Origin of the sequence: Streptomyces chryseus (assembly GCF_014650755.1) — a bacterium.
GTDB lineage: Bacteria > Actinomycetota > Actinomycetes > Streptomycetales > Streptomycetaceae > Streptomyces > Streptomyces chryseus.
In genome coordinates, this window is sequence record NZ_BMVO01000009.1 from 221118 (window position 1) to 229344 (window position 8227).

7 protein-coding genes are annotated in these 8227 nt (G+C 71.0%); 6 read left to right on the forward strand and 1 reads right to left on the reverse strand.

What is annotated here, in order from left to right; all coding sequences use genetic code 11:
- The first annotated feature begins 69 nt into the window (after positions 1-69).
- Positions 70-726 (forward strand): phosphoribosylglycinamide formyltransferase, encoded by a 657-nt coding sequence (gene purN / locus IE185_RS16935; protein WP_189715431.1) that lies wholly within the window; start codon positions 70-72, stop codon positions 724-726.
- Complete coding sequence (purH, locus tag IE185_RS16940) at positions 723-2285, forward strand: bifunctional phosphoribosylaminoimidazolecarboxamide formyltransferase/IMP cyclohydrolase (RefSeq protein WP_138897205.1); 1563 nt, start codon at positions 723-725, stop codon at positions 2283-2285. Before purN ends, purH begins: the two co-directional genes overlap by 4 nt.
- 74 nt (positions 2286-2359) lie before the next feature.
- Here purH and IE185_RS16945 read toward each other — a convergent pair whose 3' ends face one another.
- Positions 2360-3091, reverse strand: a complete 732-nt coding sequence (locus IE185_RS16945) for an RDD family protein (protein ID WP_138897206.1) — start codon at positions 3089-3091, stop codon at positions 2360-2362.
- Between the two features lie 226 nt (positions 3092-3317).
- On the opposite strand from IE185_RS16945, the gene IE185_RS16950 reads away from it, so the two are divergent.
- The 4 genes from IE185_RS16950 (at position 3318) to IE185_RS16965 (ending at position 8040) form a co-directional block, all read left to right on the forward strand.
- On the forward strand, positions 3318-4196 hold the full coding sequence (locus IE185_RS16950; RefSeq protein ID WP_138897207.1) for a bifunctional methylenetetrahydrofolate dehydrogenase/methenyltetrahydrofolate cyclohydrolase: 879 nt from the start codon (positions 3318-3320) through the stop codon (positions 4194-4196).
- A 20-nt stretch (positions 4197-4216) separates the two neighbouring features.
- Positions 4217-4882, forward strand: coding sequence for a DUF3017 domain-containing protein (locus tag IE185_RS16955; protein ID WP_138897208.1), 666 nt, complete (start codon positions 4217-4219; stop codon positions 4880-4882).
- A 416-nt stretch (positions 4883-5298) separates the two neighbouring features.
- Positions 5299-6534: an XRE family transcriptional regulator gene (locus IE185_RS16960; protein ID WP_138897209.1), complete on the forward strand. Its 1236-nt coding sequence runs from the start codon at positions 5299-5301 to the stop codon at positions 6532-6534.
- A 516-nt stretch (positions 6535-7050) separates the two neighbouring features.
- Complete coding sequence (locus tag IE185_RS16965) at positions 7051-8040, forward strand: malate dehydrogenase (protein ID WP_138897210.1); 990 nt, start codon at positions 7051-7053, stop codon at positions 8038-8040.
- Positions 8041-8227 lie beyond the last annotated feature (187 nt).

Genomic DNA, 8227 nt, shown 5'->3' on the forward strand with positions numbered 1-8227 from the left:
CCGTATCGGGGGACACGATTCGTTCGTACGACCACACAAACCGCACCATCCGCGAGAAAGAGACCCGCTGTGGCCTCCCCGCCCCCTTCCTCCCCTCCCCCCGCCGCTCCCGCCCGACTCGTCGTGCTGGTCTCCGGTTCGGGTACGAACCTCCAGGCCCTGCTCGACGCCATCGGCGACGACCCGGCCGCGTACGGCGCGCAGGTCGTCGCCGTCGGCGCCGACCGGGACGGCATCGCGGGTCTCGAACGTGCCGAGCGCGCCGGGCTGCCGACCTTCGTGTGCCGCGTGAAGGACTACGGCACCCGCGAGGAGTGGGACGCGGCGCTGGCCGCGGCCACGGCGGCGTACGAGCCCGACCTGGTCGTGTCGGCCGGCTTCATGAAGATCGTCGGGAGGGAGTTCCTCGCGCGCTTCGGGGGCCGCTGCGTGAACACCCACCCCGCCCTGCTCCCCAGCTTTCCCGGGGCCCACGGCGTACGCGACGCTCTCGCGTACGGCGCGAAGGTCACCGGATGCACGGTCCACTTCGTCGACGACGGTGTCGACACCGGCCCGATCATCGCGCAGGGCGTGGTCGAGGTCCGGGACGAGGATTACGAAGACGGTGGTGCAGCTCTTCATGAGCGCATCAAGGAAGTCGAGCGACGGCTGCTCGTCGATGTCGTGGGGCGCCTGGCCCGTAACGGCTTTCACATCGAGGGACGAAAGGTAGTTATCCAGTGACCGCCGAAGGTACGAAGCGGCCCATCCGCCGCGCGTTGGTCAGCGTCTACGACAAGACGGGCCTCGAAGAGCTGGCCCGCGGCCTGCACGAGGCGGGCGTCACCCTCGTCTCCACCGGCTCCACCGCCGGGAAGATCGCCGCGGCCGGCGTCCCGGTCACCAAGGTCGAGGAGCTCACCGGCTTCCCCGAGTGCCTCGACGGCCGGGTCAAGACGCTGCACCCGCGCGTGCACGCCGGCATCCTCGCCGACCTGCGGCTCGACGCGCACCGCGCGCAGCTGGAGGAACTGGGGGTGGAGCCGTTCGACCTGGTGGTCGTCAACCTCTACCCGTTCAAGGAGACCGTCGCGTCCGGCGCCACCGCCGACGAGTGCGTCGAGCAGATCGACATCGGCGGCCCCTCGATGGTCCGCGCCGCCGCCAAGAACCACCCCTCCGTGGCGGTCGTCACCAGCCCCGAGCGGTACGCCGACGTCCTCGACGCCGTCAAGGGCGGCGGCTTCGACCTGACGACCCGCAAGCGTCTCGCGGCCGAGGCCTTCCAGCACACGGCGGCGTACGACGTCGCGGTCGCCTCCTGGTTCGCCGCCGACTACGCGGCGGCCGACGACAGCGGTCTCCCCGACTTCCTCGGTTCGACGTACGCGCGCAAGAACGTGCTGCGGTACGGCGAGAACCCGCACCAGCCGGCGGCCCTCTACACCTCCGGCACGGGCGGCCTCGCCGAGGCGGAGCAGTTGCACGGCAAGGAGATGTCGTACAACAACTTCACGGACACGGAGGCCGCGCGGCGCGCCGCGTACGACCAGACCGAGCCGTGCGTCGCGATCATCAAGCACGCCAACCCGTGCGGCATCGCCGTCGGCGCGGACGTCGCCGAGGCGCACCGCAAGGCGCACGCCTGCGACCCGCTGTCGGCCTTCGGCGGCGTGATCGCCGTCAACCGCCCGGTGTCCGTGGAGATGGCCGAACAGGTCGCCGACATCTTCACCGAGGTCATCGTCGCGCCGGGCTACGACGACGGCGCGGTCGAGGTGCTGGCCCGCAAGAAGAACATCCGCGTGCTCGTCTGCCCCGATGCCCCGTCCGACGAGGTCGAGGTCAAGGCGATCGACGGCGGCGCGCTGCTGCAGGTCACCGACCGGCTCCAGGCCGAGGGCGACGACCCGTCGACCTGGACGCTCGCCACCGGCGAGGCCCTGTCCGACGGCGAACTCGCCGAGCTGGCCTTCGCCTGGCGCGCCTGCCGCGCCGTGAAGTCCAACGCGATCCTGCTCGCCAAGGGCGGCGCGTCGGTGGGCGTCGGCATGGGGCAGGTCAACCGCGTCGACTCCGCGAAGCTCGCGGTGGAGCGTGCGGGCGAGGAGCGCGCGAGGGGCGCGTACGCCGCCTCCGACGCGTTCTTCCCGTTCCCCGACGGACTGGAGATCCTGCTGAACGCCGGCGTCAAGGCCGTGGTCCAGCCCGGCGGTTCGGTCCGCGACGAGCAGGTCGTCGAGGCCGCGAAGCAGGCGGGCGCGACGATGTACTTCACCGGTACGCGCCACTTCTTCCACTGACGCGTCTCGTCCTGTGACACGCGGAAGGCCGCAACCCGGGTGGGTTGCGGCCTTCCGCATGTGCTGGGCGCTTGCTACTTCTTGATCACCAGGGTGCCGGCGGCACGGTCGTGCCAGCCCTGCAGCTTCCCGGAGTTGTCGAAGAAGGGGGAGAGGTAGACCAGGAGCTGGCCGATGCAGACGAACGCGCCGACCATCGGGATGATCCAGCGGATGAAGCCGCCGCCGAGACCCGGGTTCTGGCCGGTGTTCTCCTTGATGACCTTCACGCCCAGCACCATCTTGCCGAGGGTGGCGCCGACGAAGGCGACCATCAGCCACTCGTAGAGCAGCGTGATGAGGCCGAAGACGAGGAGGCTGCCGAAGGCGATGGCGATGATGCCGGCGCTGGCTTCGTTGACACAGGCATCGTAGCCGGGGTCCATGTAGCTGCCGCAGTCCTCGGCGCTCTCCGCCGCGCCCATGGCGCCCGCGACGCCGATGGCGCTGAAGATGAAGTACAGGATGCCGATCACGACACCGTCGAGCGCACGCGCGCCGAGGCGGCGACCCATCGAAGCGACCTGAACGGTGCCCAGGCCCGGCACGTTGATGTAGCCGCTGTTGGCCTGCATCATGCCCGGCTGCTGCTGCGGGTACGCGCCGTAGGGCTGACCCGGCTGCGGGGCGCCCTGCTGCGGGTAGCCGTAACCCTGCTGCGGCGGCACGCCCTGCGGGGCCTGCTGCGGGTAGCCGTAGCCGGGCTGGCCCTGCGGGGGCTGCTGGGGCTGCTGGCCGTACGGGTTGTTCGGGTCGCCGAAACTCATGGCGGTGTTCCTCCGTTGGAAGTGCTGGGGACGTCGCGGCCCGAGCGGAGGAACGTCACAAGAAAACCAGCGGTGCCCCCCCGCCGCTGTCCGCGGCACTGCGCCGATCATCGTTGTAGGACACTCGTCTCTTTGTCCAGTCGAGGCCCATTGTGTTGTGCAAGTGCAACCTCGGCCAGGGCGGCCTGATTGGAACCAGGGCGGGTCCATCCGCGAGGATGGGGTCATGACTGCCCAGATTCTCGATGGCAAGGCCACCGCAGCCGCGATCAAGTCCGACCTGACCGCCCGCGTGGCGGCGCTGAAGTCCAAGGGCATCGTCCCCGGGCTCGGCACCCTGCTGGTCGGTGACGACCCGGGCAGCAAGTGGTACGTCGCGGGCAAGCACCGCGACTGCGCCCAGGTCGGCATCGCGTCGATCCAGCGCGAACTGCCCGCGACCGCCTCCCAGGAGGAGATCGAGGCGGTGGTGCGCGAGCTCAACGAGAACCCGGAGTGCACGGGTTACATCGTCCAACTGCCGCTCCCCAAGGGCATCGACACCAACCGCGTCCTGGAGCTGATGGACCCGGCGAAGGACGCCGACGGCCTGCACCCGATGAGCCTCGGCCGGCTCGTGATCGGCGAGCCCGGCCCGCTGCCGTGCACGCCGTACGGCATCGTCCAGCTCCTCCGTCACCACGACGTCGAGATCAAGGGGGCGAACGTCGTGGTCGTCGGCCGCGGCATCACCATCGGCCGTCCGATGCCGCTGGTCCTGACCCGCAAGTCGGAGAACGCCACGGTGACGCAGTGCCACACCGGTACGCGTGACCTGTCCGCGCACCTCCGGCAGGCGGACATCATCATCGCCGCCGCCGGTGTGCCGCATCTCATCAAGCCCGAGGACGTCAAGCCGGGCGCGGCCGTGCTCGACGTCGGCGTCAGCCGCGACGAGGACGGCAAGATCGTCGGCGACGTCCACCCGGGCGTCGCGGAGGTCGCCGGCTGGGTCGCCCCCAACCCGGGCGGCGTCGGCCCGATGACCCGCGCCCAGCTGCTGGTCAACGTCGTCGAGGCGGCGGAGCGCGCGGCCGCCGACTCCGCCGACGTGGCCGCGGGCTGAGCGGGAAGGAAGCGCCTCCGATGGGTGCTGCTACGAGTCCGGACGAACCAGCCGTGACCGACGGCGTGGCCGAGGGCGTGACCGACGGCGTTCACGATGTCGCGCCCAGGACGGACGCGGCCGCGCCGGAGGCCGCCGGTACGGGTGGGGCCGAGGCCGGTACGGGTGGGGCCGGTGCTGGTGAGCCCCGGGCCGGTGCCGATGAGCCCCGGGCCGGTGCTGATGAGCCCGAGGCCGAGCCGGTGGCGAAGGGTGTCGTCAGTGCCCCCGGGCCGGACGGCCCTGTCCGCACCACGCGGCGCTTCCCGCTGCTCACCCGGGACACGGCCCGGCCCGAGGGCGGTGGCCGTGCCGCCTCGGGCGACGCGGCGGCTCCGGTCCGGCAGTGGCCGTTCCTGGTGGTGCTCGGTACGACCGCGCTCGGGCTGCTGCTCGTCGCCGTCGACGCGTTCGGCATCGGCTTCCGGCTGGGCACACTGCTGATCGGCCTGGCCCTGATCTCCGGCGCCGTACTGCGCCGCCTGCTCCCCTCGGTCGGCATGCTGGCCGTGCGCTCGCGCTTCACCGACATGGCGACGTACGGCCTGCTCGGTTTCGTGATCGTCATGCTCGCGCTGATGGCGCAGCCCGGCCCATGGCTGGAGATCCCGCTGCTGGAGCAGGCGGTCCGCTTCACGGTGCGCTGAGCCGCGTTTACGGTGCGCTGAGCCGTGCTGTCCGTCGCCCGCCCTCTCCCCCGAGGAAGGGCGGGCGACGGCACGGCTTCCAGCGTCACGGACGCGCCAATTCCGATCAAGGGGTGTCGGGTCCCTGTGGCATGGAGGTGACCATTCCGCCACCACGTGATCACGGTGTGACAGAAGGGGCGAGGGATCGCGCGGAGCCCCCGCGGTGGGACACTGTTCCGGGGAATCGGGCGGGGGCGCGCAAGGGGCGCGCCAGACGCCCGAATGCTCCCGTGCGCTCCTACCCCAGGAACTGACATCCTGGTTTCGCGCATCCCTCTTGTTGGTCCGGAACGCGGGCCGCGGAAGGGTGCGTGGCAGGGGGACACGAGAGCACGGGGCACATCAGGCACGTACGGGGGGACAAGGGGGAAGCAATGCCTCGTTGGAAAGCTCTACCGGAGGATCTCGATCCGCAGGTCAAGGAGTTCGCCAGCCAGCTGCGCCGGCTGGTCGACCGCAGCGGACTCAGCGTCGCCGCGGTGGCGGACCGGACCGGGTACAGCAAGACGTCCTGGGAGCGCTATCTGAACGGGCGGTTGCTCGCGCCCAAGGGCGCCGTCCTCGCGCTCGCCGAGGTGACCGGGACGAACGCCGGCCACCTGACCACCATGTGGGAACTCGCGGAGCGTGCCTGGAGCCGATCCGAGATGCGCCACGACATGACGATGGAAGCGATACGCATCTCGCAGGCGCGCGCCGCGCTGGGCGAGTTCGACCAGAGTCCGGCGCCCGCCAAGGCCGGCCGACCGGGCCGACGCGCCACGACGGACCCGAACGGTCGGGGCGCAGGCGCGGGCGCGGGCGGCGGGTACGGCGGCACGGGGATGGGCCCGGGCGCCGACTCCCTCGGCGCGGACTCCCTCGGCTCGGGCGCGGGTGCGGGTCTGGAGCCGGATTCGCGTGGGGCGGGGCGTACGTCGACGGGCGCGCCGCAGGGTTACGCCGTACCCCCGCAGCAGAACGGCAGGGGAGTGGGGTCGGGTCCCGGCTCGGGCGCGGGATCGGGCTCGGGCCTCCGTCCGGGGCCTGGTTCGGGGTCTGGTCCTGGTTCTGGTTCGGCTGCAGGCTCGCCGGACGGCCGGCGCAGGCGCCGGAAGGTCACGATGTTCCTCGCGGGCGTCGTGGGCGCGCTGCTGGTGATAGCCGCCGCCGTACTGCTGACCGACCTGGGCGGTACGGGCAAGGACCCCGTCGCGAAGGACAAGCCGACGGCCGAACCGACCACTTCGGCCCCCGAGTTGCCCGCCGGCGTCAAGTGCAGCGGTGACGACTGCACGGGCCAGGACCCCGAGACCATGGGCTGCGGCGGCGAGTTCGCCAAGACGACGGCCAGCGCCACGGTGGGCACCGCCTTCGTCGAGGTCCGGTACAGCAAGACGTGCGGGGCGGCGTGGGCCCGTATCACGCAGGCCACGGTGGGCGACAAGGTGGAGATCGCCTCGGAGACGGCCGGTGGAGCAGGTGGAGCCGCCAAGCCGAAGGCGCAGAACGGCCTGGTCGACGTCGACAAGGACGCGTACACCCCGATGGTCGCCGTCGGCGAGGCCGCCGACGCGAAGGCGTGCGCGACGCTCGCCTCGGGCGTGAAGGGCTGCGCCACTGCGCAGTAGCGGTGCGGTGCGGTGAGGTGCGGTGAGGTGCGGTGAGGTGCGGTGAGGTGCGGTGAGGTGCGGTGAGGTGCGGTGAGGTGCGGTGTGTTGCGGGGCAAGAGGCATGGTGCGGCACCGAGCGGCACCGAGCGATAGGGCGCGGTGAAGTGCGTCGAGGAGTCGCGAAGAACCGCCATAAGTCGTGAAGACATGTGAAGAGCGCGGAGAGGCGCGAAGAGGGGGGAATGCCCGCGAGCGGACGGGGAAGGCGCAAGTCATCCCCCCACGGGTGAACATCCCCCCGGTCGGTCGGCCGCCTGCGCTCCCCCCTGGCGCAGGCGGCCGACCGGCGTTCGGGGGGTATGTGCGCCGCACCACACGGGGTCGGGAGACCGGGGCTCCCGGGGTCGGATAGCCTGACCGCTGGATATCTCTTCACGTCAAGATTCAGACGCCGAACAGACGCCTGGGCGTGCCGGGGATATCCAGCAACGAGGGGCAGGGACCCCCACCGCCAGCTGTCTTACGGAGATCGCCATGACCCGCACTCCCGTGAATGTCACCGTCACCGGCGCGGCCGGCCAGATCGGTTACGCGCTCCTCTTCCGCATCGCCTCCGGCCACCTGCTCGGCGCGGATGTGCCGGTCAAGCTGCGTCTCCTGGAAATCCCGCAGGGTCTGAAGGCCGCCGAGGGCACCGCCATGGAGCTCGACGACTGCGCCTTCCCGCTGCTCCAGGGCATCGAGATCACCGACGACCCGAACGTCGGCTTCGACGGCGCGAACGTAGCCCTCCTCGTCGGCGCCCGCCCGCGCACGAAGGGCATGGAGCGCGGCGACCTGCTGTCCGCCAACGGCGGCATCTTCAAGCCGCAGGGCAAGGCCATCAACGACAACGCCGCAGACGACATCAAGGTGCTCGTCGTCGGCAACCCGGCCAACACCAACGCGCTCATCGCGCAGGCGGCGGCCCCGGACGTACCGGCCGAGCGCTTCACGGCGATGACGCGCCTGGACCACAACCGCGCGCTTTCGCAGCTCGCGAAGAAGACCGGCTCCACGGTCTCCGACATCAAGCGCCTCACCATTTGGGGCAACCACTCGGCGACGCAGTACCCGGACATCTTCCACGCGGAGATCGCCGGCAAGAACGCCGCCGAGGTCGTCAACGACGAGCAGTGGCTGGCCGACACCTTCATCCCGACCGTCGCCAAGCGCGGTGCGGCGATCATCGAGGCGCGCGGCGCGTCCTCGGCGGCCTCGGCCGCCAACGCGGCCATCGACCACGTGCACACGTGGGTCAACGGCACGGCGGCCGGCGACTGGACGTCGATGGGCATCCCGTCGGACGGCTCGTACGGCGTGCCGGAGGGCCTCATCTCCTCCTTCCCGGTCACCTGCAAGGACGGCAAGTACGAGATCGTCCAGGGCCTGGACATCAACGAGTTCTCCCGCGCGCGCATCGACGCGTCGGTGCAGGAGCTCAAGGAAGAGCGCGACGCGGTCCGCGAGCTCGGCCTGATCTGAGCCGCCCCCGCCCCACTCCGCCTCATCTGTACGACGCCAACGCCCTCGGCAGCCGGTCCAATCGGTTGCCGGGGGCGTTGGTTGTTGGCGGGGTACCACTTGTTGCTTCTGGGGGGTGTGGCTGGGGGTGTACCACTGGTTGTTCGGCGGGGTGGTTCTTGGGCCGTCCCTGGCGCTTCAGGGTCGG